3 protein-coding genes are annotated in these 2,251 nt (G+C 33.0%); all 3 read left to right on the forward strand.

All coding sequences use genetic code 11. The features are described from left to right. The first annotated feature begins 75 nt into the window (after positions 1 to 75). Complete coding sequence (locus tag VK998_RS02555) at positions 76 to 744, forward strand: replication initiator protein A (RefSeq protein ID WP_325225129.1); 669 nt, start codon at positions 76 to 78, stop codon at positions 742 to 744. A 78-nt stretch (positions 745 to 822) separates the two neighbouring features. Beyond that, positions 823 to 1,599 carry an ATP-binding protein gene (locus VK998_RS02560; protein WP_414713544.1) on the forward strand — a complete coding sequence of 259 codons (777 nt, stop codon included), beginning with the start codon at positions 823 to 825 and terminating at the stop codon, positions 1,597 to 1,599. Positions 1,600 to 1,615: 16 nt separating this feature from the next. After that, positions 1,616 to 2,251 (forward strand): phage antirepressor (locus VK998_RS02565; RefSeq protein WP_325225130.1); only part of this gene is annotated, 636 nt, incomplete at its 3' end.

Consider the following 2,251-nt stretch of genomic DNA (forward strand, 5'->3'; position numbering starts at 1 on the left):
CTCGTGGTCGAGCAGCAGACTGCTGACCTCTGCCTGCACGATCCCGGCTTCGAGGTGGACCTGTGGGTTTATTCAATGTATTTATCAAGAAGTGCTTTGTCTTATAAGAACAACTGGATAGATGAAAGTAGAAGAGTATATATCTATTTTACTGTTGAAGATACAACCCAACAATTAGCTTGTAGTATGGGGACAGCAGTAAAGCTTATTAAGGAGCTTGAAGAAATTGGTCTTATAGAAAAGAAAAGACAAGGACAAGGTAAACCGACTAAAATATATGTTAAAAACTTCATTAGTATTTTTAGGAATGGTAATTCTAAACTTACAAGAAATGAAAATCAAGACTTACAAAAAGTAAAAGCCAAGAATGTCAAATTTGAGAAATCAAGAATATCAAAAACTGAAAGTCTAAACTTTCAAAAATTGCAACCTAACTATATAGAGAATAATAAGATTGATAAGAGTTATATTGATTTTAGTAAAGAAACCAAAAAAGGAAGCTTCCTAAATGTAATTTTATCTGATGAAGAAGAAAGATTACTAGAAGAAAAGATCCCCAACATAAATGATTATATAGAAAGATTATCAGCCTATATGCAAAGTACAGGGAAGACATATAAAGACCATGCCTCAACTATTATGAGCTGGTACTTAAAGGATAAGAAAGAAGGAAAGCTTAAAAGTGAAAAAGCCTATACAGGTGATCCTTCAGACTATGAAAGTGAGTGGAATTTAAATAATTAAGAGAGGTATAGAATATGGAAGATAAAATAAAAACAATTAAAATTAAGGGAGTAGAATTTTCTTAGTGTAAATAAGGCAATTGAGAAAGGTGGTCATGTTTACTGTAGGGAATGCGGAGAGAGGATAGATTCAGATCCTCTAAATTGTCTGGGAAGTAAAAATATTATATTTTCTAGGCAGTGTAAATGTGATAGAAAAGAAGAAGGCATTAGAAAGGCAAAGGAAGAGGCAGACCATATTAGAAGGCTTAAAGAAGAGTGCTTTATAACAAGCAGAAATCTTATAAATTGCACTTTTGATAAGCTAATAGAACCTGATAGACAGGAAGTTATTATAGCAAAGAATTTTGTTAAGAACTTTAAAGAACTATCAAAGGATAATAATGGTCTTATATTTCATGGGAATGTAGGAACTGGAAAGACTTACCTAGCAGCTTGTATAGCAAATAAGATTATAGAGGAATATCAAATAAGAGTTAAGATGAGAAATATTCCTCAAATTATAAATGATATTGAAAAGCGTGGTTTTGATATTGATAAAAATGACTACTACAGAAGGTTATCTAGCGTATCCCTTCTTATTCTCGATGATTTTGGGATTGAAAGAAATACAGAATATGTAAATGAAATGGTTTATCAGATTATAAACACTAGATATGAATCAAAGAAACCAACTATTATTTCAACGAATATTCCCCTTGGTGTGATTATGAATGGAAGTAATGACATTGATAAAGAGAGGATTTATTCAAGGATTAGAGAGATGTGTATTCCTGTTAAGATTGCAGGAAAAGACATAAGAACTGAGTTAGGAAAAAAGAAGTTAAGAGAAACTAGAGATTTACTTTTAGGATAAAGGTGGGGTGAATGAAATGAATAAAATACAAATATTTAGAAACTCAGAGTTTGGACAGGTTAGGACAATGTTAATTGATAATGAGCCATGGTTTGTTGGAATGGATATAGCCCAAGCTTTAGGATACAAAAGACCAAGTGATGCTATTGCAAGCCATGTTCATGAGGGAGATAAGCTGAAACGGTGTTTTACCGTATCAGGTCAAGGTAGGAATTTGCTAGTGGTAAATGAGTCTGGAATGTATGCACTCATCTTTGGAAGTAAACTTGAAAATGCCATAAGATTTAAAAACTGGGTAACAAGTGAAGTTCTACCTTCAATTAGAAAGCATGGTGGATATTTTTCAGGACAGGAGGAAATGAATGATCAAGAGCTTTTGGCAAGGGGTTATCTTGTAGCCTTAAGACAAATAGAAGCTAGGACAGAAGAATTAGAAGGTCTTATTCCTAAAGGAGAGTTCTTTGACAGATTTATTTCCCTGGGAGACTGTACTTGCCTTAGGGATACTGCAAAGGAGTTAGGAGTTCCTCAAAATAGATTTATAAACACACTGATAGATAGAGGATACCTTTATAGAAATCAGAAAGGAAAGCTTAGATTTTACTCAACTGCGGCTGATTACTTTGAACTAAAGGACTATATCAATAAATAT

Source organism: Schnuerera sp., assembly GCF_035459645.1.
Classification (GTDB): domain Bacteria; phylum Bacillota; class Clostridia; order Tissierellales; family Tepidimicrobiaceae; genus Schnuerera.

What these genes read in the sequence shown, in the direction of transcription:
- VK998_RS02555 (WP_325225129.1), top strand. Translation starts at nt 76, where the DNA reads ATGTATTTATCAAGAAGTGCTTTGTCTTATAAGAACAACTGGATAGAT.